Genomic DNA, 23,829 nt, shown 5'->3' with positions numbered 1-23,829 from the left:
GTTTGACTTGCGCAGCATATCCTATTTTTATTGGCGCCGGGATAGAGAAAGCTAAAAGGAGAAAAGTCGCAGCCGGAATGAGATCGTTACTTACGCTGAGCTTGAGTAATTTTTCAGGAAAGTTAAGCCCGCATCATTTATCGAGCTTAAGCGTAATTGAAATCAATCTTAGGGTTGAGGGTAATCCACCGTACTTAATGCATGGCGATCGATGGCTTGGTTCAACTGTTGCAGGGTTGATTGATAAGGGCAAAGCGTACCCACCTTGGTTTCACGACAGTTTTGCTGATGCCACTCTGCGCGTAGTAACGGATGTTGTGCATCGATCGGCGTGAGATGGCGCAGATCGTCCAGGCTTTGTGCCTGAAAATAGATACGCAGGAAACGCGTGTTATCAGTGGTGTCCCGCCAGCGCTCGAATACTAAACTGCTGCCGGGCGGAATATTGCCGCGCGCATAGCCGGGCAGCTGCCAGCTGAAATGCATCAGCGTACGTAGCATAGCAATGTTGGTATCATGCGCGACCAGCAGCAGCCAGCGGGTATTTGGCGAATCAGCGCGGTTATCTAACCCTTTTACAATCGCATCGAGCAGGATTGAACCGCGCTTTTGGGCGATGTAGGGCACGTCATTGCTGAGATCGTAATTGGTGGTGAGCAACGGCAGCAGGGCGCTGATTTGCTGCGCCGAGGTGATGTTTCCCCACGCCAGCTGGCTGAGCGGCAAATTCTCGCTCCAGCCGAGCCGTAGCGTTTCCACCATGCTCGCCAGCACGCTCAAACCCTGCACATAAGTGTGGCCGCTTTTGGTCTGCCGCAGTTGCCAGGGTCGATCAAAAAAGGCGCAGTCGCTACTGCAGACGGCCTGTTTCAATTGCTGAACTTCGGGCTGTAAACGCCGTTGTAACGCCGCAAGATCACCCGCTCTCGCGGCAATGGCCTCTTTTTCCTGCGTGGGATCGAGCTGCGCGAACGGCAGCTTATTACTTTGGAATAACGGATCGATATCGCCATCCACATGATGGATCTGAACGCCGCAGCCCGGAAAGGCGCCGTCTACCAGCGCATCGGCGGTGGCGCGCGTGCGCTGCAGAGGGCTGGCACGCACGTAGATCTGCGCACTATCCGGACAACCGGTGGTTAGCAGCCCGAGTTGGCGATAGTGCTCGCCTTGCCAGCGCCCTTTATTCACAACTGCCGCATAGCCATGCCCGGTGAGATCGCCATCAGCGGTATTCCACTGCGGCCAACTCCGTGCCGTTGCGGCTTCAATCTCTTTGCGATTGCCTGGCGTCGGGGGCCTGACGCCGTGGCGGCTGATCTCTACCACTTTTTCCAACTGATAGCGCTCGTCGGCGGCTGCCTGCGTCGCCAGCAAGCAGAAGATCAAGGCGAGAAACAAGCGTGCCATCACAGGCTCTGGTGCGCAGGCAGCAGCGCTTTCAGCTGGGGGTAAATGACCGCATTCGCCAGCAGAACAGGGTTGCCGTGCTGAAGTCCGTCGTGGCTAAGGTAATCGTTGGTGATCCCACCCGCTTCGCGCATCAGGACAATGCCTGGCAAGCCATCCCACGGATTCATATGTGCTTCGTAGTAACCGATCAGGCGACCGGCAGCCGCCCAGGCGCTCATTAACGCACCCGAACCATTACGGATAAACATTCCGCCCTGCGTCAGGAGTGCGCCAATAAACCGGGTAAGAGGTTCAATCGGTTGGCTGTTCGAACTGCTAAGGCCAAGCACGCCTTGATCGAGCCGCTGCGCGCCATGCGCATGGATGCGTTGGTCATTGACCCACGCCCCTTTACCACGGCAGGCATGAAAGGTTTCCTGATGATTAGGATCGCATACCACACCAATCACCGGTTCGTTTTCGCACACCACTGCCAGCGAAACGCACCAGTTGTGGAGCCCATTGAGGAAGCTGCTGGTGCCGTCGATGGGATCAATCACCCAGATGAAACGTGCGTTAGCGGTTTCACCGCCGCTCTCTTCGCCGAGCACCGCATCCTCAGGAAAGCGTTCATCGATCAGGTGCTTGACCAGCTCCTCCACGTTGCGATCCGCCTCGCTCACAACATCCTGCAGATTCTTTTTATGCTCAATCACTAACTGATGGCGTTGCTGATACCAGGATAAGGCGCGACTGGCGGCGGCTTTTGCCACATCGCGGGCGAATTGATAACGAGCGTCGAGTTCGGTAAGCGAAGCTGATGACATCTTTCCCTCTTATGATTTCAGGCCGGAGAAGCAACATCAAACGCCAAAAATGGCGCATTGGCTGTGTGACAGACTTAACAAAAGTTAAGAAAGGCTTCATTAAGCCGCAGATGACTGCGGCTGACAAGAGGGCAGGGCGGGACAGCAGGAAATTTCGCACGCGTGGTGTGTAAAGCGGCGAACGCGGCGTTGCACTTACAGTCGCTGCGCGCGCGCGTCGGCCATCAGGCGGGGATAAAACTGGAAGAAAAGCGGTTCAAGTTGATCGTAGTGATCGACAAAATCCTGATAGGAATCGCGTAACGCCGCCAGGCGTGGACGGCGATGCGCCATGCCGCTTAATACGCGCGCCAGCCGCGTCGGCTCAGCGTAATGCTCAAACCAGCGCTCGCGCCACATCACCGCGTTTAGCTCGATAAAGCCTTCCGGCGTACCCGCCAGCTGCGGCACGATGTCGCGCTCGGCCGCGGCGGTGAATGCGACCAGCGATTGCGTAGGGTGAAATTTATCCCAATGCAGCGCAAGGAAATGATCCCAAATCACATCCAGCGTGATCGGCGCCACGCGGCGCGTTTCAGGGCGAAACAGTTCACGAGCAATACGCACTTCGGGCAGATTGTCGGTCAACACGTCGATGCGGCGATGCATGGCAATGCCATCCACAACGGGAGCAGGCCATTGCGATTGCACGTTGCCGCGCACGAAGTCGGCCATGAGATTGCCCAGCAGTGAGCTGTTTGCCAGCTGCGCCAGGTGAAGGTGAGCGAGAAAGTTCATGGCGCATTATATACACGTCAGACTTCAAGTTACAGGTGCGCTGGCTGCTCTCGCTCACCCGAATCACTGACTCGAATTATGGTGTGTTTAGGCAGAATCACAGAAGCACAGCCAGTTGTTCAGAATTTGCCGCTTTTCCGCTAGACTATGCCGCCTGATTTTAAGTCCTGAAGAAGTGAAGCATGCGCGTAGCCGATTTTACCTTTGAGTTGCCTGAATCCTTAATCGCCCATTATCCGCAGGCGCAGCGAAGCGGTTGTCGCTTGCTGTCGCTGGATGGCCCAAGCGGTGTGTTAAGCCACGGCGTATTTACTGACGTGATGGATAAGCTCAATCCGGGCGATCTGCTGGTGTTCAATAACACCCGCGTGATTCCGGCGCGCGTCTTTGGCCGTAAAGCCAGCGGCGGGAAAATCGAGATGTTGGTTGAGCGCATGCTGGACGATAAACGCGTGCTGGCGCACGTGCGCGCCTCGAAAGCGCCAAAGCCAGGCGCAGAGTTACTGCTTGGCGATGACGAAAGCGTCAAAGCGACGATGGTGGCGCGTCATGACACGCTGTTTGAAATTGCCTTTGAAGACGATCGCGCGGTGCTGGATATTCTTAACAGCGTCGGCCATATGCCGCTGCCGCCGTATATCGATCGTCCGGATGAAGATGCCGATCGCGAGCTGTACCAAACCGTGTATGGCGTGCGCCCGGGTGCTGTCGCCGCGCCAACCGCCGGTTTGCACTTCGACGAACCGCTGCTGGAGGCGCTGAAAGCCAAAGGCGTGGAGATGGCGTTTGTCACGCTGCACGTTGGTGCCGGCACCTTCCAGCCGGTGCGCGTGGAAACCATCGAAGATCACATCATGCACGCTGAATACGCCGAAGTGCCGCAGGATGTAGTCGATGCCGTGCTGGCGTGTAAAGCGCGCGGCAATAAAGTGGTTGCCGTGGGCACCACCTCGGTAAGGTCGCTGGAGAGCGCGGCGAAGGCCAGCCAGGACGCGCTGATTGCACCGTTCTTCGATGACACGCAGATTTTTATCTATCCCGGCTATCACTATCAGGTGATTGATGCGCTGATCACCAATTTCCATCTGCCGGAATCGACCCTGATTATGCTGGTATCGGCCTTTGCCGGTTATCAACACACCATGGCGGCTTATCACAGCGCGGTGGCAGAGCAGTACCGTTTCTTTAGCTACGGGGATGCGATGTACATCACCCGTAATCCACAAGCACCTGACGAAAGTGTCGGGGCATAAAAAGTCAGACTGTCTTTCTGATGAGGTTAATGTGAAATTTGAATTAGATACTACCGACGGGCGCGCGCGCCGTGGCCGTCTGGTCTTTGATCGTGGCGTTGTCGAAACCCCGGCCTTTATGCCCGTCGGCACCTACGGCACGGTAAAAGGCATGACGCCGGAAGAAGTGAAAGAGACCGGCGCACAGATCCTGCTGGGCAACACCTTCCACCTGTGGCTGCGCCCAGGCCAGGAGATCATGAAGCTGCACGGCGATCTGCACGATTTCATGAACTGGCAGGGCCCAATCCTCACTGATTCCGGCGGCTTTCAGGTATTCAGCCTTGGCGACATCCGTAAGATCACTGAAGCGGGCGTGCACTTCCGTAACCCGATCAACGGCGACCCGATTTTCCTCGATCCGGAAAAATCGATGGAGATTCAGTTCGACCTCGGTTCTGACGTGGTGATGATTTTCGACGAATGTACGCCTTATCCTGCCGATTGGGATTATGCCAAGCGTTCAATGGAGATGTCGCTGCGCTGGGCACAACGCAGCCGCGACCGTTTTGATTCGCTCGGCAACAAAAATGCGCTGTTCGGCATTATTCAGGGCGGTGTTTACGAAGATTTACGAGATGTCTCGGTTAAAGGTCTGGTAGAGATTGGCTTTGATGGGTACGCTGTGGGCGGCCTGGCGGTGGGTGAACCTAAAGAGGACATGCACCGTATCCTGGAGCACGTCTGTCCGCAAATTCCGCAAGACAAACCGCGTTATTTGATGGGCGTCGGCAAGCCAGAAGATCTGGTGGAGGGCGTTCGCCGCGGTATCGATATGTTTGACTGCGTCATGCCAACGCGCAATGCGCGTAACGGTCATCTGTTTGTTACCGATGGCGTGGTGAAAATTCGTAATGCCAAGTATAAAGATGACACCGCAACGCTTGATGCTGAGTGTGATTGTTACACCTGTCGCAATTATAGCCGTGCCTACTTGCATCATCTTGATCGCTGTAACGAAATACTGGGCGCACGCCTGAATACGATTCACAATCTGCGCTATTACCAGCGTTTGATGGCAGGTTTACGCAATGCCATCGAAGAGGGTAAATTAGAGCACTTTGTTAGCGAGTTCTACCAACGGACGGGGAAAGCGGTTCCTCCGCTGAACGTCTGATAATTCATCAATGAGGGAAATTTAATGAGCTTTTTCATTTCTGACGCCGTAGCCGCAGCAGGCGCACCGTCGCAGGGAAGTCCGTATTCTCTGGTGATCATGCTGGTGGTCTTTGGTTTGATCTTCTACTTCATGATTCTGCGCCCGCAGCAGAAGCGTACCAAAGATCACAAGAAGCTGATGGATTCCATCTCTAAAGGTGATGAAGTGTTGACCAGCGGTGGCCTGGTTGGCCGTGTGACCAAAGTGGCAGAAACTGGCTATGTTTCTATCGCCCTGAACGACACCACTGAAGTAGTTGTTAAACGTGATTTTGTGGCCGCCGTTCTGCCGAAAGGTACTATGAAGGCGCTGTAATTTTTTCTTCCCGAAGGGAACTGCCGTGTTAAACCGTTATCCTTTGTGGAAGTACATCATGCTGGTCGTCGTGATTCTCGTCGGCCTGCTCTATGCGCTTCCTAACCTTTATGGTGAGGATCCGGCCGTTCAGATCACTGGTGCGCGCGGTGGCGCCGCCAGTGAGCAAACGTTGGATCAGATCCAGACCGTATTAAAACAAGACAATATTGAGAGCAAATCTCTTGCTCTGGAAAATGGTGCCATTCTGGCCCGTTTTTCTACTCAGGATGTGCAGCTGCGCGCGCGTGATGCAATCACCACCGCGCTGGGCGAAGACTACGTTGTGGCACTCAACCTCGCGCCGGCTACGCCACGCTGGCTGACCATGCTGGCCGCAGAACCGATGAAACTCGGTCTTGATCTGCGCGGCGGCGTTCACTTCCTGATGGAAGTGGATATGGATACCGCGCTGGGCAAACTGCAAGAGCAGAATGCCGATAGCCTGCGCAGTGATCTGCGCGACAAAAGCATTCCGTATACTACCGTTAACAAAATCGCGAACTATGGCGTAGAAGTGCGTTTCCGTGACGGCGCTAGCCGCGACGCAGCAATCAGCTATTTGTCATCTCGTCATCGCGATCTGGTGATTTCGAGCGTTGGCAGCGATACGCTGCGTGCCGTCATGAGCGATGCGCGTCTGAGCGAAGCGCGTGAGTATGCGGTTCAGCAGAACATCACTATCCTGCGTAACCGTGTGAACCAGCTTGGTGTCGCCGAACCGCTGGTGCAGCGTCAGGGTTCTGACCGCATCGTGGTGGAGCTACCGGGTATTCAGGATACCGCGCGCGCCAAAGAGATTCTGGGTGCAACCGCGACGCTGGAGTTCCGTCTTGTTAACACCAGCGTAGACCCAAGCGCGGCGGCAAGCGGCCGTGTGCCAGGCGATTCAGAAGTGAAGAAGACGCGTGAAGGGCAGCCCGTGGTGCTGTACAAACGTGTGATTCTGACCGGTGACCACATCACCGATTCCACTTCAAACATGGACGAGTACAACCAGCCGCAGGTGAACATTTCGCTGGATGGCGCGGGCGGCAACATGATGTCGAACTTCACTAAGGACAACATCGGTAAACCGATGGCGACCCTGTTTGTGGAGTACAAAGACAGCGGTAAGAAAGATGCCAACGGCCGTGCCATTTTGGTGAAACAGGAAGAAGTGATTAACGTGGCGAACATTCAGTCGCGCCTCGGCAATAGCTTCCGTATCACCGGCATCAGCAATCCAAACGAAGCACGCCAGCTGTCGCTGCTGCTGCGCGCGGGTGCGTTGATTGCGCCGATCCAGATTGTAGAAGAGCGTACCATCGGTCCAACCATGGGCCAGCAGAACATCACACAAGGCCTTGAAGCCTGCCTGTGGGGTTTGATCGCCTCTATCATCTTTATGGTGGTGTTCTACAAGAAGTTTGGTCTTATCGCGACCAGCGCACTGCTGTGTAACCTGGTGCTGATTGTCGGCATCATGTCACTGCTGCCAGGCGCGACGCTCACCATGCCGGGTATTGCCGGTATTGTGTTGACGCTGGCGGTGGCGGTCGATGCTAACGTGTTGATTAACGAACGTATTAAAGAAGAGTTGCGTAACGGACGCTCGGTACAGCAGGCGATTCATGAGGGCTATAAAGGCGCCTTCTCCAGTATCGTCGACGCCAACGTCACCACGCTGATTAAAGTCATCATTCTTTATGCGGTCGGTACCGGTTCAATCAAAGGCTTTGCGATTACCACCGCTATCGGTATCGCAACCTCGATGTTTACCGCTATCGTCGGCACCCGTGCCATCGTTAACCTGGTGTACGGCGGCAAACGCATCAACAAGCTGTCTATCTGAGGAGTGCGTTGTGGCACAGGAATATAGTATTGAGCAGCTCAATCACGGGCGTAAAGTCGTCGACTTTATGCGCTGGGATCGGCTGGCTTTCATCATCTCCGGTTTGCTGATTGTGGCGTCTATTGCCATCGTTGGTGTGCGAGGCTTCAACTGGGGCCTCGACTTTACCGGCGGAACGGTGATTGAGATTAACCTGGAAAAACCGGCGGATCTGGATGCGCTGCGTGAAGGGCTGGTGAAGGCGGGCTTTGAAGAGCCGCTGGTGCAGAACTTTGGCAGCAGCCGCGACGTGATGGTGCGTATGCCGCCAGCCACCGGCAATGCCGGTACGGAACTGGGTAATAAAGTGCTGGCATCCATCAGTCAGACTACGCAACAGAACGCCACCGTGAAGCGTGTCGAGTTCGTTGGACCCAGCGTGGGTAGCGATCTGGCGCAGGCCGGCGCAATGGCGCTGCTGTCGGCACTGATTGCGATTCTGATCTACATCGGCTTCCGCTTTGAGTGGCGTTTAGCGCTCGGTACCGTGCTGGCGCTGGCGCACGACGTGATTATCACCTGCGGCATTTTGTCGCTGGCGCATGTTGAGATCGATTTGACCATTGTCGCTTCACTGATGTCGGTGATTGGTTACTCGCTTAACGATAAGATCGTGGTATCTGACCGTATTCGTGAGAACTTCCGCAAGATTCGTCGCGGTTCCTCTTACGACATCACTAACGTGTCGCTTACCCAAACGCTGAGCCGTACGTTGATCACCTCACTCACCACGCTGGCGATGATCCTGATTCTGTTCGTGTTTGGTGGTGCGTTGCTGAAAGGCTTCTCACTGACCATGCTGATCGGTGTCACCATCGGTACCATTTCGTCCATCTACGTTTCTTCAGCGCTGGCGCTGAAACTCGGTATGAAGCGCGAACACATGCTGGTGCAGAAAGTGGAAAAAGAGGGCGCCGATCAGCCTTCTATTCTGCCTTAACGCTACGTGAAAAAGTAAACGGGCTGCCAGTGGCAGCCCGTTTTTTTATGCCTGCGATCAGGGCGTGGTGGTGTTCGCCGCGGGACGCTCAACATCGTGCACGCGTACGTAGCCGAGCTGATCTGGCGCTAAGCCGCTCAGCCGCAGCGGTACGGTCACCGTGCTACGCGGCATCAAGCTAGCCGGAACGTCGATGGTCTGGCTAAGACTCTCTGCATTAAGCGGTTTGCCGCTGGCTGGATCCATTTCACCCCAGACAACGGTAGCGCGCAGCGCCGGAATCGGCTGGTCATCGGTGGCGCGGATATTGAGGTTGGCACGACTGCCGTTGGCTTCACCCGCCACCTGAGTAAGCGATAAACGCAGCTTGCCGAGCTGTGTTTGCAACTCCACCGGCGTGTTTGCCTGCGGTAACAGCCATGCGCCTTGCGTCGACTGGCTGTTCAGCTGTCCCTGGATTTCCAGTGCCGTTGCCTGATTCGTCAGCTTGCGCATCTGTTGATTAAGCTGACTCACTTCCTGATGCAACTCTTTGACCTGCGGTGAAACCGGCGTTGAACTGCAACCACTTAGCACCAGCATTGAGAGCGCCGCTGGCACCATAAACCTCCTGATCGTCATGCAATATCCTTCTGTTATTTGGGAATGCGTAAAACCTGACCTGGATAGATCTTATCAGGATGCGTCAGCATTGGCTTGTTTGCTTCGAAAATCTTGTTGTATTCATTAGGATTTCCGTAAACGGCTTTTGATACCGCACTCAAGGTATCGCCTTTTTTCACCGTGTAGAATTCGGCTGGCGTGGCGGAATCGGTGGTTTTTACCTGATCGTCTACTTTAGTAATCCCTGCCACGTTCCCCGCCGCTACCAGAATCTTCTCTTTCAGTTCCTGGGAAACGCCATCGCCGCTGACCGTAACGGTGTCCCCTTGCACATTCACCTTCACTTTATCGCTGTCGGGTAAACCCAGTTTATTGATGTGATCCTGCAGTTTCTTACTCGCATCATCGCCGCCACTGACGGCATCCCACAGTTTTTCTCCAGCTTCTTTCACGAAATCGAACAGACCCATAGAAACCTCCTGAAAATGTGCCGGATTGGCTCTTAAAGCGTAGTGGTTTTTTACCGTTTGCTGGCATGCTGATGCCATGTCTGTGAAGGGGATGCAGATTCCGCGCCTTGTATTTAGTTGCAACCGAGATCGCGCTACACTGTGTGACCTAATTATCTCGCGACAGGAAACGTCATGCATTGCCCATTCTGCTCCGCTGTGGACACCAAAGTGATTGATTCGCGTCTGGTCAGTGAAGGCTCTTCGGTGCGCCGCCGCCGCCAGTGTTTGGTGTGTCACGAGCGTTTTACCACCTTTGAAGTGGCTGAACTGGTGATGCCGCGCGTAGTGAAAAGCAACGATGTACGTGAACCCTTCAACGAAGATAAGCTCAGCAGCGGCATGATCAAGGCGCTGGAAAAACGCCCAGTGAGCGCCGATGCGGTGGAAAGCGCGGTAAATCATATAAAAACCCAGCTGCGTGCCACCGGCGAACGTGAAGTACCCAGTGCCCTGATTGGTAATCTGGTAATGGATGAGCTGAAAAAGCTCGATAAAGTCGCTTACATCCGCTTTGCCTCGGTCTACCGCAGCTTTGAAGATATTCGCGATTTTGGCGAAGAGATTGCCCGTTTACAGGATTAATCCATGACTGACGAACGCTACATGGCGCGCGCGCTGGAACTGGCGCGCCGCGGACGCTTTACCACCACGCCTAATCCTAACGTTGGCTGCGTGATTGCGCGCGCGGGCGAAATTGTCGGCGAAGGCTGGCATCAGCGCGCGGGCGAACCTCATGCGGAAGTGCACGCGCTACGTATGGCGGGCGAACGTGCCAAAGGCGCAACCGCCTATGTCACCCTGGAACCTTGTAGCCATCATGGACGCACGCCGCCCTGTTGCGATGCGCTGATTGCCGCAGGCGTCACACGCGTGGTCGCCGCGATGCAGGATCCCAATCCGCAGGTGGCAGGGCGCGGACTGTATCGTTTACAGCAGGCGGGCATCGATGTCAGCCATGGCGTCATGATCAACGAAGCGGAAGCGCTGAATCGCGGTTTTCTGAAACGGATGCGCACCGGCTTCCCGTGGATTCAGCTGAAACTTGGCGCATCCCTTGATGGGCGCACCGCGATGGCGAGCGGCGAAAGTCAATGGATCACCTCGGCAGCGGCACGGCGCGATGTGCAACGTCTGCGCGCCCAGAGTTCAGCTATCCTTAGCACCAGCGCCACCGTGTTAGCCGACAATCCCTCGCTGACGGTGCGCTGGAATGAACTGAGTGCCGATGTCCGTGCACGGCTCGATGAAAACCAGCTGCGTCAGCCGGTGCGGGTGGTGATTGACAGCCAACAGCGCGTTACGCCGCAGCATAGTTTGATTGACCAGCCCGGCGAAACCTGGCTGATGCGCAGCGAACCCGATCGCCAAACGTGGCCTGCTAGCGTTACACAGATTGCGGTGCCGCAACGCGGCGAACAGCTCGATTTGGTCGCCATGATGATGTTGCTCGGCCAGCGCCAGATTAACAGCGTTTGGGTTGAAGCGGGTGCCAGCTTAGCCGGCGCGCTGCTGCAGGCGGGGCTGGTGGATGAGTTGATCGTGTATATGGCACCGAAGCTGCTGGGCAACGCCGCGCGTGGCCTGTGCGAGCTGCCCGGACTGGAACAATTGACGGATGCGCCCGCCCTGAATTTTAGCGATGTGCGCCGGGTCGGCGAAGACCTGCGCTTAACGTTAACCCCGCGTTGACAGCGCGCGGAAAAGCCTGAGCGCGTCGCCAAAGAGTATGATAGAATCCGCCCCCTTCTGCGGGGCCATAAAACAACCCAAAGGATATGTATGAAAGTTATCGAAGCTCCTGTTGCCACGCCTGATGCAAAGATTGCCATCGTAATTGCGCGTTTTAACAACTTCATTAATGACAGCCTGCTGGACGGCGCGGTGGATGCACTTAAGCGCATCGGCCAGGTGAAAGCAGATAACATCACCGTTGTCTGGGTTCCGGGCGCATACGAACTGCCGCTGGCAGCACGCGCACTGGCGAAAGCCGGTAAGCACGACGCCATTGTCGCGTTGGGCACTGTCATCCGTGGCGGCACCGCACACTTCGAATATGTGGCCGGTGAAGCCAGCTCGGGCATTGCGCACGTCGCCATGTCCAGCGAAATCCCGGTGACCTTCGGCGTGTTGACCACTGAAAATATCGAGCAGGCGATTGAACGCGCCGGCACGAAAGCAGGAAATAAAGGTGCCGAAGCGGCCCTGACTGCACTCGAAATGATCAACGTATTGAAAGCCATCAAAGCCTGATTTTTGTAAGGGGAATTTTGTGAAACCTGCTGCTCGTCGTCGCGCCCGTGAGTGCGCTGTTCAGGCGCTTTACTCCTGGCAGCTGTCTAAGAACGACATTGCCGATGTGGAATACCAGTTTCTGGCGGAACAAGACGTCAAAGACGTCGATATTAGCTATTTCCGCGAATTGCTGGCCGGTGTGGCGACTAACAGCGCGTACCTGGACGGTCTGATGAAGCCTTACCTGTCGCGTCAGCTGGAAGAGCTGGGCCAGGTAGAAAAAGCCATCCTGCGTATTTCGCTGTATGAGCTGAGCAAGCGTTCTGATGTGCCTTACAAAGTGGCCATCAACGAAGGCATTGAGTTGGCCAAAGTGTTTGGTGCTGAAGACAGCCACAAATTCGTCAACGGTGTCCTCGACAAAGCTGCCCCGCAAATTCGACCCAATAAAAAATAGTAATGAAGGCCGGTTTACCGGCCTTTTTCTCATTGAGACCTGACTTATGTCTTGTGGTGAATTCGAACTGATCGCACGTTACTTTAACCGCGTCACCAGCTCCCGCCGCGATGTGGAGAAAGGAATTGGTGATGACTGCGCGTTACTCAACGTGCCAGAAAAACAGACCCTCGCCATCAGTACCGACACGCTGGTGGCGGGCGTCCACTTCTTACGTGACATCCATCCTGCCGATCTCGGCTACAAAGCCGTTGCCGTCAACCTCAGCGATTTAGCCGCCATGGGCGCCGATCCTGCCTGGCTAACGCTGGCATTAACGCTGCCCGAGATCGATGAAAGTTGGGTGGCTGCCTTTAGCGATAGCCTGTTTGAGCTGCTGGATTATTACGATATGCAGCTGATTGGCGGTGATACCACGCGCGGCCCGCTGAGCATGACGCTCGGCATTCATGGCCTGGTGCCGGTGGGCAGGGCACTGAAACGCTCTGGTGCCAAGCCAGGCGACTGGATCTTCGTCACCGGTACGCTGGGCGATAGCGCTGCTGGTTTATCGCTGCTGCAGCATCGCCATCGCCTGAACGATCCTGCGGTGCACGAAGCGTTGATTAAGCGCCATCTGCGTCCGATGCCGCGCGTACTGCAAGGGCAGGCGCTGCGCGGTTTGGCGACCTCGGCGATCGATATTTCAGACGGTTTGATTGCCGATCTCGGGCATGTGCTGACCGCCAGCCGCGTGGGTGCGCGCCTTAATCTTGACGCGTTACCGCTTTCTCCGGCGCTGCGCGACCACTTCGAACCTGAGCTGGTGCTGCAATGGGCGCTGAGCGGTGGCGAAGATTACGAGCTGTGCTTTACCGTGCCCGAAGTTAACCGTGGCGCGCTTGACTTGGCGCTCGGTCATTTTGGCGTGCCTTATACCTGCATTGGCCAAATTGCTCCGGAATCAGAAGGGCTGAACCTGCTGGAGAACGGTAAGCCGCGCAGCGTCAATCTAAAAGGATTTGATCACTTTGCTAGCAAGTAAAGATGTTGCTAAAAGTCGCCTGCGCCTGCGCAATCCATGGCATCTGCTGGCGACGGGGTTTGGCAGCGGCTTAAGTCCGTCAATGCCGGGCACCGTTGGCTCGGTTGCCGCCATCCCTTTCTGGTGGCTGCTGACCTTCCTGCCGTTCCAGATCTATACGCTGGTGCTGTTAGTGGGGATCAGCGTCGGCGTCTATCTGTGTCACCGCACCGCCAAAGATATGGGCGTGCACGATCACGGCAGCATTGTCTGGGATGAGTTCATTGGCATGTGGATTACGCTGATGGCAATTCCGGCCATGAGCTGGCAATGGGTGGTGGCGGGATTTGTGATTTTCCGCATTTTCGATATCTGGAAACCCTGGCCAATTCGCTGGTTCGATCAGAATGTGCATGGCGGCATGGGAATTATGGTCGACGACATTATTGCTGGCGTGATTTCTGCGGTGATTTTGTACGGGCTGGGATTGGCCTTTTAGCCGAAAACCGCATCCTCTCCCGCTGGCGGGAGAGGATGCGGGACATCACTCAAATCCGACGGTCGGATGCGGTTGATACACCGTTTCCAGCTCTGCAATTTCATTTGTATTCAACTCTACATCGACGGCCTTCACTAGCTCAGCAAACTGCTGCTCGCGCGAGGCGCCAATGATCGGCGCGGTGACGGCAGGTTTATGTAGCAGCCATGCCAGCGCCACCTGCGCGCGCGTCACGCCTTTATCCGCCGCAACGTTAGCCAGCCGTTCGGCGATCGCTGCATCGTTCTCTTCGGTGCCGGTATACAGCTTTTCCATCACATTGTCTGATACGGAGCGGGCGGTGGTTTCGCCCCACGGACGCGTGAGTTTACCGCGTGCCAGCGGGCTCCACGGCAGCACGGCAATCCCCTCACGCTGACACAGCGGATGCATGTCATTCTCTTCTTCACGCTGAATCAGGTTGTACTGATCCTGCATGCTGACAAAGCGTGCCCAGTTGTTTTGCTTCTGTAGTTCCAGCGCCTGAGCAAACTGTGATGCATGCATCGACGAGGCGCCGATATAGCGCGCCTTGCCCGATTTCACTACCTCATGCAGTGCTTCCAGCGTCTCTTCGATTGGCGTGTTGTAATCCCAGCGGTGAATCTGCAGCAGGTCGACATACTCCATGCCGAGGCGTGTCAGGCTGTCGTCAATCGATTGCAGGATGTTTTGGCGCGACAATCCCTGTGACAGATTGCTCAGCGGGAAATAGACTTTGGTGGCGACCACCACCCGATCGCGCTGCGCAAAGTCTCTTAACGCACGGCCGACAATCTCTTCGCTGCTGCCATCGGAATAGCTGTTGGCGGTATCGAAGAAGTTAATGCCAGCCTCCAGCGCTTGTTTGATCAGCGGTCGACTGCTCTCTTCCGGCAGCGTCCAGGCGTGATTACCGCGCGTAGGATCGCCGAACGTCATACAGCCTAAACAGAGACGCGAAACCTGTAAGTCGGTTTGGCCTAAGGGAATAGTTTTCATGTGGGCTCCTGCTCTTATGCTTGAGGGAAATCGTTCCCTAAGCATAGCAGCAGGCTCGCTCACCGGGCGGTGAGCGAGGAGGGTTGAAGATTATTGGGCGAGCCAGTTAGCGATTTGTTGCTGAATACCGGCGGCATCCAGTTGGTAATCCTGGCGTACTTCTTCCTGCGTGCCCTGTGGAATGAACTCATCCGGCAGGCCGAGGTTGAGTACCGGTACGCGCAGGCGTTTCGCCATCACGTATTCGTTAACGCCGCTGCCGGCGCCGCCTTTGATCGCCCCTTCTTCCAGCGTAATCAGCGCGTCGTGGCTGGCAGCCAGTTCGGCAATTAACGCTTCATCCAGCGGCTTCACAAAACGCATATCCACCAGCGTGGCGTTGAGCGCTTCCGCCGCCGCCGCCGCTTCTGGCAGCAAGGTGCCGAAATTGAGGATGGCCAGTTTCTCGCCGCGACGCTTCACAATGCCTTTGCCCAGCGGCAAACTTGCCAGCGGTTCCAGCACTGCACCGGTGCCGGTGCCGCGTGGATAGCGCACTGCGCTCGGGCCATTTTGATAGTGATAACCCGTGTAGAGCATCAAACGGCATTCGTTTTCGTCGCTTGGCGTCATGATCACCATTTCTGGCACACAGCGTAAAAAGGCGATATCAAACGCGCCCTGATGGGTTTGGCCATCGGCACCGACAATGCCGCCGCGATCGATAGCAAACAGTACCGGCAGTTTCTGGATCGCAACATCGTGGATCAGCTGATCGTAGGCGCGCTGCAGGAAGGTCGAGTAGATCGCCACAATCGGCTTATAACCACCAATCGCCATGCCTGCCGCGAACGTTACCGCATGCTGTTCAGCAATCGCCACATCAAAATATTGCTGCGGATAGTCGCGGGAATAACTCACCATGCCCGAACCTTCGCGCATCGCTGGCGTAACGGCCATCAAACGCGGATCGTCAGCGGCCATTTCACTCAGCCAGTTGCCGAAGATCTTCGAATAGCTTGGCAGGCCCGGTACGCTTTTTGGCAGCGACAGGCTAGCGGGATCGAACTTCGGTACCGCGTGCCAGGCGATCGGATCCTGTTCCGCCGGAGCATAACCTTTGCCCTTTTTGGTCATGATGTGCAGGAACTGCGGGCCTTTCAGATCGCGCATGTTCTTCAGCGTACTCACCAGCGTCAGCACGTCGTGACCATCCACCGGTCCGATGTAGTTGAAGCCCAGCTCTTCAAACAGCGTGCCCGGCACCACCATACCTTTCAGGTGCTCTTCGGTGCGTTTCACCAGCTCTTTGATCGGCGGTAATCCGCCCAGCACACGCTTGCCACCTTCGCGCAGGCGAGAATAGGTTTTGCCAGAGAGAATCTGTGCCAGCCGATTGTTGAGCGCACCGACGTTCTCAGAGATCGACATTTCATTGTCGTTGAGGATCACCAACATATCCGGCTTGATATCACCGGCGTGGTTCATGGCTTCAAACGCCATACCCGCGGTGATGGCGCCATCACCGATGATGCAGGCGGTGCGGCGACCTTTGCCTTCACGCTCGGCGGCAACCGCCATGCCGAGACCGGCGCTGATCGAAGTTGAAGAGTGGCCGACGCTCAGCACGTCGTATTCACTCTCACCGCGCCACGGGAAGGGATGCAGGCCATTTTTCTGGCGGATGGTGCCGATGCGATCGCGGCGTCCGGTCAGAATCTTGTGTGGATAAGCCTGATGGCCCACGTCCCACACCAGATGGTCAAATGGGGTGTTATAAACATAATGCAGCGCCACGGTTAGCTCGACGACGCCCAGACCCGAGGCAAAGTGACCGGAAGAACGGCTTACGCTGTCCAGCAGATACTGACGCAGTTCGTCACACAGCTCCGGAAGTTTTTCTTTCGGTAATAAACGTAATTCCTGAACCGTGTTTGCTAACGCCAGTGTCGGGTATTTTGCAATATCAAAACTCATCAGAGACTCATTATGAAAGTTATTTATCGCGTTCAATTATGAAGCTTGCCAGCGCTTGTAAGGCGATTGTGTTGTAAGACTGTGCCGCCAGAATATCGAGCGCGCCGAGCGCTTCTTGATAGAGGTCCCAGGCTTTACTGCGGGCATTTTCTAATCCCATCAGCGCCGGATAGGTGCTTTTACCTAACGCCTGATCCGAGCCCTGCGTTTTCCCTAACACGGCAGTGTCACCAACGACATCAAGGATGTCGTCCTGCACCTGAAACGCCAGTCCGATGGCGTTGGCATAGATATCCAGTACCGGTAATGCGGCGCGGCCACGTTCTCCGGCGGCTAATGCGCCAAGACGCACCGCTGCGCGAATTAACGCGCCGGTTTTATGACGATGAATCTGCTCAAGCTGTGCCAGATCGATACGTTTGCCTTCTGCCGCTAAATCCAGTGCCTGACCGCCGCACATGCCCGCAACGCCGCTGGCCTGTGCCAGTTCAGAAATCATCGCAATACGCGCTTCGGCGTTAACGCCAGGCATCGGCTCGTCGGCCAGAATCGAAAATGCCAGGGTTTGCAAAGCATCGCCGGCGAGAATCGCCGTGTCTTCACCATATTTAATATGGCAGGTTGGCTGCCCGCGGCGTAACGCATCGTCATCCATCGCCGGCAGATCGTCATGAATCAGGGAATATGCATGAATGCATTCAACGGCAGCAGCCGGCACATCCAGGCTGGCCGCGTCGGCCTTTAGCATTTCGCCTGTCGCGTACACCAGAAAGGGGCGCAGACGCTTACCACCTAATAATGCCCCATATTCCATGGCGTTCACCAGAGGAGAACTCTGAAAAGGAAGTGGATCTATTAAGCGCGTCAACGCCTGATTAACGCGTTGATGGTACGCGCTCAGCAGTTTGGCGAAATCCATTACTCATTTTCCGGGGTAAAAGGGGTGAGGGCGGCATCTTTCTCGTCGCTAAGTAGGATTTGCACCCGCTGCTCTGCCTGTTGCAGGGTTTGCTGACCGGTACGTGCCAATTGTACGCCGCGTTCGAATTCATTCAGCGCCTGTTCCAGCGGCAGCTCGCCACTTTCCAGGCGGCTGACAATCTGTTCCAGCTGCTGCAATGCGCTTTCAAAACTGGCTGGCGCTTCGGCTTTTTTCGGCATATTCAGTGTCGACTCACAGGTTAGGACATTATCTTGCAATCGGTCATGGTAGCCGACGAGGATTAATTAGCAAAATAATGAATGTGACTGCGGTAGCAGAAGCAGTCACCCCTCAAAGGTGATATACTTTTGCGCCTCGGATGCGGGGGCTCCTGAATCAACCCGCAATTACATGATTTTAACAGCTAAGTGCCGATGCTTTTAGCACTTATTTGCCCAAACGAACCCCTGTCGCCATGAAGTTTATCATCAAGCTGTTCCCAGAAATCACCATCAAAAGTCAGTCGGTGCGTCTGCGCTTTATCAAAATTCTCACCAGCAGCATTCGTAATATCCTGCGTACCGTCGATGAAGAGATCAAGGTCGTGCGTCATTGGGACCACGTTGAAGTGCGTTCCAAAAATGAAGCGCTGCGTGAAACCATCGTCACTGAACTGACGCGCATTCCCGGCATTCATCACGTGCTGGCGGTGGAAGATCGCGCGTATAGCGATATGCACGATATCTTCGAGCAGACGCTGGCGTTGAACCGCGAGCGCCTGGAAGGCAAAAGTTTCTGCGTGCGCGTAAAGCGTCGCGGAACCCACAGCTTCAGCTCGCAGGACGTTGAGCGCTACGTCGGTGGCGGCCTCAATCAGCACATCGCCAGCGCGCGCGTGCAGCTCAATCGCCCGGATGAAACGGTGAACCTGGAGATCGAAGACGATCGCCTGCTACTGATCACCGCACGCTATGAAGGTTTGGGCGGTTTCCCAATTGGTACCCAGGAAGATGTGCTGTCGCTGATTTCCGGTGGTTTCGATTCCGGCGTTTCCAGCTACATGCTGATGCGTCGCGGTTGCCGCGTGCATTACTGCTTCTTTAACCTTGGCGGCGCAGCGCATGAGATTGGCGTTCGTCAGGTCGCGCATTATCTGTGGCAGCGCTTCGGTCGTTCGCACCGCGTACGTTTTGTGGCGATCAATTTCGAACCCGTGGTGGGTGAGATTCTGGAGAAAGTTGACGACGGTCAGATGGGCGTGGTGCTGAAACGTATGATGGTGCGTGCGGCGTCAATGGTGGCGGAACGTTACGGCGTGCAAGCACTGGTGACCGGCGAAGCGCTGGGCCAGGTGTCCAGTCAGACGCTGACCAATCTGCGCTTGATTGATAACGCATCTGATACACTGATTCTGCGTCCGCTGATTTCCCACGACAAAGAACATATCATCGATGTGGCGCGCAAAATTGGCACCGAAGATTTTGCACGCACCATGCCGGAATATTGCGGTGTGATTTCGAAAAGCCCAACCGTGAAGGCGGTGAAGGCGAAGATCGAAGCGGAAGAGCTGAATTTCGATTTCGAGATCCTCAATCGCGTGGTGCAGGAAGCCAGCAACGTCGATATCCGTGAAATCGCCGAACAAACCGAAGAAGAAGTGGTGGAAGTGGAAACCGTCGACTCCTTCACCAGCAACGATGTGGTGCTGGATATTCGTTCGGCGGATGAGCAGGATGCGAAGCCACTGATCGTTGAAGGCGTTGAGGTCAAACCTTTGGCGTTCTACAAACTCAGCACCCAATTCGGCGATCTGGACCAGAGCAAAACCTGGCTGCTGTATTGCGATCGCGGTGTGATGAGTCGCCTGCAGGCGCTCTATCTGCACGAACAGGGTTTCAAAAACGTGAAGGTCTATCGCCCTTAAAGGCTGCTGACGTTTGTCGCAGCGGCGCCATTTAGGGCGTAATGCTCGTCAGTTAAGCGTGAATCGGTCACCATGAATGGTGACCTTACGTGGATATAGCCGGGTCTTCGTAGGGTGCGCATTCATGCGCACCTGCTTGAACAGGCATTTTTTTACTTGAGTGAGCAGCATTACGCCATTTAGGGCGACCCCTGCAAATTAACGCTCTTCAAATTCCTGATAATTATAAATCCCCGCCGCCAGCACCAGCTGCGAAGCCACTTCGCGCGCTTTCTCTTTATCTACCAGCAAATCAATCAGCTTCAAGGCAAAATCCATTGCGGTGCCTGGCCCCTGGCTGGTGAGTAGATTAACGCGCGGATCCCACACCACACGACGCTCCATCCATTTATTGTCTGGAATGGTGTCGCGTAAGCCGGGGAAACCAGTCATATTGCCGACCGGGAAAAGATCGTGTGGCACCAAAACCGTACCCGGCGCGGCACAGATCGCCGCCACAATTTTGCCTGAAACATGGAACTGGCGCACGGTTTCCACCAACAGCGGACTGTCGCGGAAGGTTTCGGCACCTTTTAGGCCACCGGGCAGCACTATCGCGTCGTATTCATTATCGGCCACTTCAACCAGTGGTGCATCCGCCAGTAAGCGGACGCCGCGTGAACAGACAATTTCACGGGTGCCATCGCTCTCCACGCTAGCGGTGGTGACGCTTAATCCGCCACGCACCAGCAAATCGATAGTGGTGACCGCTTCGGTCTCTTCACTGCCATGTGCCAGGCAAACCAGAACCGATGCGTTCGCGCTCATAGTGGGACTCCTTACGTTTAATCAGATCGTACAGACGGGTGTTTTCTGGCAGCGAAATCCCTTGCGCCCGGGCGCGGCGTAACAGGTAGCCAGTGATGTAATCAATTTCAGTCAGACGCTGCGCCCGTACATCCTGCAGCATGGATGAGACATTCGCGGCGGTGCTATCAATCACGTCATAGATAATGTCGCGCAGATTATCCACCGCGATATGCTGGCCTTCGCGCTCCATAACCCACGCGATTTCTTCGCATAAGGCTGCGATTTGCTGTGGCCATGCACGCAACGCGCCGTTCTGGCAATTGTGCTCCACGGTAAGCGGATTGATGACGCAGTTGATCGCCAGCTTACGCCAGCTGGCTGCAGCGATATTGTCATGCCAGGCCACATCTGGCAGGGCCTGATGCAGAATATCGGCGATATCGCTCAGCGCGGCACTTTCCCGGCTGACGGGGCCAATATGGGTAATGCCCTGAGCGATATGTTTGATGACCGTTCCATCACGCATGGCGGCATGCGTTGTGATCCCCCGCAGCAGCGGCTGACGCAGATCTTTCAACTCGTCCAGCGTCCCCATGCCGTTATGCAGCAGCAGAACCGGTGTATGTGCGGGCAGCACGCTTTGCAGGTTTTTCACGGCCGGAGAGACTTGCGGTGCTTTGAGCGTTACCAGCAACAGCTGGCTTTCAGCGAGGAATAGCGGATCGTTGGCAATAAAAGTTTGATTACTTACGTGACCCTGTAGATCAACCACATTCACCGAGCAGTACGGCTGCGGCACACGTAACCAACCCTGGACCTCATGTCCCTGGCGGGCGAGAGCCGCGAGCCAAATCTGACCCAGAGCGCCGCACCCTAGCACGGTAATTTTCATTTTTCCTCCCGTGGGTGGGTTCCTGTTTGCACGTCATCGGTAAGTATAGCTTTCCGCGTATCGTGTTTTATTAGCGCCTCAAGACGCGTATTATGCATGTCACTTTAGTATCAGGAGAAGAAAAGATGCCATCTTTCGATATCGTTTCCGAAGTCGAATTGCCGGAAGTGCGAAATGCCGTGGAGAATGCGAGCCGCGAGATCTCAACCCGTTTCGATTTCCGTAACGTGAGTGCAACCATTGAGCTCAACGAAAAGAATGAGACCATCAAAATCAGCAGCGAATCTGATTTCCAGGTAAAACAGCTGGTGGATATTCTGCGCGAAAAGCTGCTGAAGCGTGGCATTGAAGGCGCGGCGATTGACGTGCCAGAAGAGATTGTGCACAGCGGTAAAAGCTGGTCTGTTGAAGCCAAGCTGAAAAAAGGCATCGAAAGTGATGTGGCTAAAAAGCTGGTAAAACTGATCAAAGACAGCAAGCTGAAAGTGCAAACGCAGATTCAGGGTGAAGAGCTGCGCGTAACCGGCAAGTCACGTGACGACCTGCAAGGTGCGATGGCGCTGGTGCGCGGTGGCAACCTTGGTCAACCTTTCCAGTTTAAAAACTTCCGCGACTAATCGCGTTTATCGCGCGCAGCACGACGATAGATTGTGCTGCGCGCAACGCCTAATGCCTCTGCTGCTTTGCTGATGTTGCCATTGAAACGCTGTAGCGTTTCGTTAATCAGCCGCTCATCATGACTCTGCCGATTTTCCTGAGAAGGCCTCGTCGCGCGACGATATTCCGCAGGTAAATGTACGTCTGTCACTTCCTCACCTTCATCCGCCAGCGCTAAGAGTACGCGTAGCAGGCTGCGTAGTTGTCGCACATTACCTGGCCACGGGAGCTGAGCCAGAGAAGTTAGTAGCGCAGGCGAGAGCTGAATATCGCGCTCGCCACCGCCTAACTCCAGCCATAAACGGCTGATAAATCCTTCCACATCTGGCCAGTCGCGCAGGGGTGGAATGGTCATAGAAAACTCCTGCAGCCGATAGAGCAAATCTTCCCGGAATTCCCCAGCGGCAACGCGTGAGGCTAAATCACGGTGCGTGGCGCAGATGACGGCAAAATTCACCGGCCAGCTGCGACTGGACCCGAGCGGTGCCACTTCTTTCTCCTGCAACACGCGCAGTAAACGTGTTTGCAGCGCCAGCGGCATATCGCCAATCTCATCAAGAAACAGCACGCCGCCGTCCGCCTCACGGATCTTACCGATGTAGCCCTGTTTGCTGGCACCGGTAAAGGCACCGGGCTGATAGCCAAACAGTTCAGATTCGATTAGCGCTTCGGGAATCGCTGCGCAGTTGATGGCGACAAATTTACCGGCCTGCCAGCGACTCTGCTGATGCAACGCCCGGCTCACGTACTCTTTGCCACTGCCGGTTTCGCCGTGAATACACAGCGATACGCCAGCATTGAGTAGCCGCACCATTTTTTCGCCATCGCGACGCAGGGAGAAAGGTAAATCACGGGTGGATTCACTCGGTATAGCGAAATGGTTGCGATGCGGAGCGCGCAGGCGGAAATAGTAGCGCTGCGTGGCGTACTCGAGCGGAGCGGGAACGGTGTTGTCTTGTTGCTGCTGTTGTGGAAACAGCTGCTGGAAAGTCAGGGTGCCCAGCTGCTCCGCACTCAGCGCCAGCTCACGCATCGCCAGTCGATTAGCGGCAGTTAACACGTTGTCGGAGAACACCAGCAGCAGTTCATCGCGAGTATCAATACCCTGCGGCTGACAATGCAAACTCATCAACCACTGCTGTGGATGCAGGCTTTGCTTCACCCAGAGGTATTCAATCTGTTTAGCGGCTGCTTTCACCCAACTAAAGGTTTGCGGATGTGGGAAGTGGGCAGGACCGGAAATGTCCAGCACGCCAGCAATCTGACCATTTGGCATTTGTAGCGGCATCGCTGCGCAGTACAGGCCTTGATTGAGCGTAAGGAAATGTTGATGGCCGGCGATTTCACAGCCGTCATCAATCGCCAAAGCGGTACCAATCGCATTGGTGCCGCGGCCGCATTCACTCCATAAATTGCCGGGCGCGAGCGCATAACGCTGGGCTTTCTCCATTGAAGGCATGTCGCCAAAGGTATTAAGCACCATACCGGTGGCATCCGACAGGATCAGCACTGACTGCTTTTCAGCCAGTTTCTGCGCCAGCTGCTTGATGACCGGCTGAGCAAACTGCTGAAGCCCGGCGTTACTGGCGAGTAAATCTGCCAGTTCACCCTGGCGAACGCGCGGAAAATCATCGGCGGTGCGGTCGAGGCCATACAGCTGGCTACGGAACCAGGAGTCGCTTAACAGCGGATTGCCGTTAGCGGCAGACGCGGATGGATTTCCCTGCATTGTTGACCTCGTGTGCTGAT

The 23,829-nt window shown here is 55.4% G+C and carries 25 protein-coding genes; 13 read left to right on the top strand and 12 right to left on the bottom strand.

Features of this window, described 5'->3' with window-relative positions; translation table 11 throughout:
- Positions 1-168 precede the first annotated feature (168 nt).
- From AAGR08_RS14210 to AAGR08_RS14200, 3 genes are all read right to left on the bottom strand, one after another.
- On the bottom strand, positions 169-1,410 hold the full coding sequence (locus AAGR08_RS14210; protein ID WP_345827169.1) for a histidine-type phosphatase: 1,242 nt from the start codon (positions 1,408-1,410) through the stop codon (positions 169-171).
- Positions 1,410-2,219, bottom strand: coding sequence for an inositol monophosphatase (locus tag AAGR08_RS14205; protein ID WP_345827168.1), 810 nt, complete (start codon positions 2,217-2,219; stop codon positions 1,410-1,412). The genes AAGR08_RS14210 and AAGR08_RS14205 overlap by 1 nt, the downstream gene beginning before the upstream one ends.
- A 195-nt stretch (positions 2,220-2,414) precedes the next feature.
- Entirely contained in the window at positions 2,415-2,996 is a 582-nt protein-coding gene (locus AAGR08_RS14200; protein WP_097094741.1) for an ACP phosphodiesterase, read from the bottom strand.
- A gap of 182 nt (positions 2,997-3,178) precedes the next feature.
- Between AAGR08_RS14200 and queA the strand changes: the two genes are divergently transcribed.
- From queA to secF, 5 genes are read left to right on the top strand one after another with little or no spacing between them, the layout of a single operon-like run.
- On the top strand, positions 3,179-4,249 hold the full coding sequence (gene queA, locus AAGR08_RS14195; RefSeq protein WP_345827167.1) for a tRNA preQ1(34) S-adenosylmethionine ribosyltransferase-isomerase QueA: 1,071 nt from the start codon (positions 3,179-3,181) through the stop codon (positions 4,247-4,249).
- A 31-nt stretch (positions 4,250-4,280) separates the two neighbouring features.
- Complete coding sequence (tgt, locus tag AAGR08_RS14190) at positions 4,281-5,405, top strand: tRNA guanosine(34) transglycosylase Tgt (RefSeq protein WP_097094739.1); 1,125 nt, start codon at positions 4,281-4,283, stop codon at positions 5,403-5,405.
- A gap of 24 nt (positions 5,406-5,429) precedes the next feature.
- Complete coding sequence (yajC, locus tag AAGR08_RS14185) at positions 5,430-5,762, top strand: preprotein translocase subunit YajC (protein ID WP_064740429.1); 333 nt, start codon at positions 5,430-5,432, stop codon at positions 5,760-5,762.
- A gap of 25 nt (positions 5,763-5,787) precedes the next feature.
- A complete protein-coding gene (gene secD, locus AAGR08_RS14180; protein WP_345827166.1) occupies positions 5,788-7,635 on the top strand; it encodes a protein translocase subunit SecD in 1,848 nt (615 codons plus the stop codon).
- Between the two features lie 10 nt (positions 7,636-7,645).
- On the top strand, positions 7,646-8,614 hold the full coding sequence (gene secF, locus AAGR08_RS14175; RefSeq protein WP_097094737.1) for a protein translocase subunit SecF: 969 nt from the start codon (positions 7,646-7,648) through the stop codon (positions 8,612-8,614).
- A gap of 57 nt (positions 8,615-8,671) precedes the next feature.
- On the opposite strand, the gene AAGR08_RS14170 is transcribed toward secF, so the two are convergent.
- The gene (locus AAGR08_RS14170; RefSeq protein WP_345827165.1) at positions 8,672-9,235 is read right to left on the bottom strand and encodes a DUF3251 domain-containing protein; all 564 of its coding nucleotides are present in this window, start codon (positions 9,233-9,235) and stop codon (positions 8,672-8,674) included.
- A gap of 14 nt (positions 9,236-9,249) precedes the next feature.
- Entirely contained in the window at positions 9,250-9,687 is a 438-nt protein-coding gene (gene lysM / locus AAGR08_RS14165) for a peptidoglycan-binding protein LysM (RefSeq protein ID WP_097094735.1), read from the bottom strand.
- A gap of 174 nt (positions 9,688-9,861) precedes the next feature.
- On the opposite strand from lysM, the gene nrdR reads away from it, so the two are divergent.
- The 6 genes from nrdR (at position 9,862) to pgpA (ending at position 13,920) form a co-directional block, all read left to right on the top strand.
- A complete protein-coding gene (gene nrdR, locus AAGR08_RS14160) occupies positions 9,862-10,311 on the top strand; it encodes a transcriptional regulator NrdR (protein WP_008103978.1) in 450 nt (149 codons plus the stop codon).
- A 3-nt stretch (positions 10,312-10,314) separates the two neighbouring features.
- Complete coding sequence (gene ribD, locus AAGR08_RS14155) at positions 10,315-11,418, top strand: bifunctional diaminohydroxyphosphoribosylaminopyrimidine deaminase/5-amino-6-(5-phosphoribosylamino)uracil reductase RibD (RefSeq protein WP_345827164.1); 1,104 nt, start codon at positions 10,315-10,317, stop codon at positions 11,416-11,418.
- Positions 11,419-11,508: 90 nt separating this feature from the next.
- Positions 11,509-11,979 (top strand): 6,7-dimethyl-8-ribityllumazine synthase, encoded by a 471-nt coding sequence (ribE, locus tag AAGR08_RS14150; protein ID WP_097094733.1) that lies wholly within the window; start codon positions 11,509-11,511, stop codon positions 11,977-11,979.
- 19 nt (positions 11,980-11,998) lie between these two features.
- Positions 11,999-12,418, top strand: coding sequence for a transcription antitermination factor NusB (gene nusB / locus AAGR08_RS14145; protein ID WP_007887007.1), 420 nt, complete (start codon positions 11,999-12,001; stop codon positions 12,416-12,418).
- 46 nt (positions 12,419-12,464) lie between these two features.
- Positions 12,465-13,442 (top strand): thiamine-phosphate kinase, encoded by a 978-nt coding sequence (gene thiL / locus AAGR08_RS14140; protein ID WP_345827163.1) that lies wholly within the window; start codon positions 12,465-12,467, stop codon positions 13,440-13,442.
- Positions 13,429-13,920: a phosphatidylglycerophosphatase A gene (gene pgpA / locus AAGR08_RS14135; RefSeq protein WP_097094731.1), complete on the top strand. Its 492-nt coding sequence runs from the start codon at positions 13,429-13,431 to the stop codon at positions 13,918-13,920. The genes thiL and pgpA overlap by 14 nt, the downstream gene beginning before the upstream one ends.
- 45 nt (positions 13,921-13,965) lie before the next feature.
- Here the strand turns inward: pgpA and AAGR08_RS14130 are convergent, their stop codons facing one another.
- From AAGR08_RS14130 to xseB, 4 genes are all read right to left on the bottom strand, one after another.
- The gene (locus AAGR08_RS14130; RefSeq protein ID WP_345827162.1) at positions 13,966-14,940 is read right to left on the bottom strand and encodes an aldo/keto reductase; all 975 of its coding nucleotides are present in this window, start codon (positions 14,938-14,940) and stop codon (positions 13,966-13,968) included.
- Between the two features lie 90 nt (positions 14,941-15,030).
- Entirely contained in the window at positions 15,031-16,896 is a 1,866-nt protein-coding gene (gene dxs / locus AAGR08_RS14125; RefSeq protein WP_345827161.1) for a 1-deoxy-D-xylulose-5-phosphate synthase, read from the bottom strand.
- 19 nt (positions 16,897-16,915) lie between these two features.
- Positions 16,916-17,815, bottom strand: a complete 900-nt coding sequence (ispA, locus tag AAGR08_RS14120; protein WP_097094728.1) for a (2E,6E)-farnesyl diphosphate synthase — start codon at positions 17,813-17,815, stop codon at positions 16,916-16,918.
- Positions 17,815-18,057: an exodeoxyribonuclease VII small subunit gene (xseB, locus tag AAGR08_RS14115; protein ID WP_097094727.1), complete on the bottom strand. Its 243-nt coding sequence runs from the start codon at positions 18,055-18,057 to the stop codon at positions 17,815-17,817. The genes ispA and xseB overlap by 1 nt, the downstream gene beginning before the upstream one ends.
- 236 nt (positions 18,058-18,293) lie before the next feature.
- On the opposite strand from xseB, the gene thiI reads away from it, so the two are divergent.
- Positions 18,294-19,742 carry a tRNA uracil 4-sulfurtransferase ThiI gene (gene thiI, locus AAGR08_RS14110; protein WP_097094726.1) on the top strand — a complete coding sequence of 483 codons (1,449 nt, stop codon included), beginning with the start codon at positions 18,294-18,296 and terminating at the stop codon, positions 19,740-19,742.
- Between the two features lie 198 nt (positions 19,743-19,940).
- On the opposite strand, the gene yajL is transcribed toward thiI, so the two are convergent.
- Both yajL and panE read right to left on the bottom strand, forming a co-directional pair.
- Positions 19,941-20,549, bottom strand: a complete 609-nt coding sequence (gene yajL, locus AAGR08_RS14105) for a protein deglycase YajL (RefSeq protein WP_097094725.1) — start codon at positions 20,547-20,549, stop codon at positions 19,941-19,943.
- Positions 20,503-21,423 carry a 2-dehydropantoate 2-reductase gene (gene panE, locus AAGR08_RS14100; protein ID WP_345827160.1) on the bottom strand — a complete coding sequence of 307 codons (921 nt, stop codon included), beginning with the start codon at positions 21,421-21,423 and terminating at the stop codon, positions 20,503-20,505. The genes yajL and panE overlap by 47 nt, the downstream gene beginning before the upstream one ends.
- Before the next feature lie 125 nt (positions 21,424-21,548).
- Here panE and AAGR08_RS14095 point away from each other — a divergent pair, with 125 nt between their 5' ends.
- Entirely contained in the window at positions 21,549-22,040 is a 492-nt protein-coding gene (locus AAGR08_RS14095) for a YajQ family cyclic di-GMP-binding protein (protein ID WP_097094723.1), read from the top strand.
- Here the strand turns inward: AAGR08_RS14095 and AAGR08_RS14090 are convergent.
- Positions 22,037-23,809 (bottom strand): sigma-54-dependent Fis family transcriptional regulator, encoded by a 1,773-nt coding sequence (locus AAGR08_RS14090; RefSeq protein WP_345827159.1) that lies wholly within the window; start codon positions 23,807-23,809, stop codon positions 22,037-22,039. The genes AAGR08_RS14095 and AAGR08_RS14090 overlap by 4 nt on opposite strands.
- Positions 23,810-23,829: the final 20 nt, after the last annotated feature.

The sequence above is a fragment of the Pantoea sp. BRR-3P genome, from assembly GCF_039621635.1.
Classification (GTDB): Bacteria; Pseudomonadota; Gammaproteobacteria; order Enterobacterales; family Enterobacteriaceae; genus Pantoea; species Pantoea floridensis.
The sequence above is the reverse complement of the archived record's forward strand: the minus strand, read 5'-3'. Positions and strand labels throughout refer to the sequence as shown.